This window comes from Peribacillus sp. N1 (genome assembly GCF_054600815.1).
Genome location: NZ_BAAHZO010000066.1, coordinates 1 through 252, shown reverse-complemented (window position 1 = coordinate 252; position 252 = coordinate 1). Strand labels below are relative to the sequence as shown.

Here is a 252-nt window from a genome sequence, read left to right as displayed (position 1 = left end):
ATGATGATGGGCGGCCAAAACGGAGGTCAGCCGGACATGATGATGGGCGGCGGCCAACACGGTGATCAGCCGGACATGATGATGGGCGGCCAACACGGAGGTCAGCCGGACATGATGATGGGCGGCCAAAACGGAGGTCAGCCGGACATGATGATGGGCAGCCAAAACGGAGGTCAGCCAGACATGATGATGGGCGGCCAAAACGGAGGTCAGCCAGGCATGATGATGGGCAGGCAAAACGGAGGTCTGCCA

General features: G+C 60.3%; 1 pseudogene. It reads left to right on the top strand.

Annotation, left to right across the window (positions count from 1 at the left end):
* Positions 1–252 (top strand): annotated as a pseudogene (locus ACYP5M_RS26640) (hypothetical protein); the annotation flags it as partial.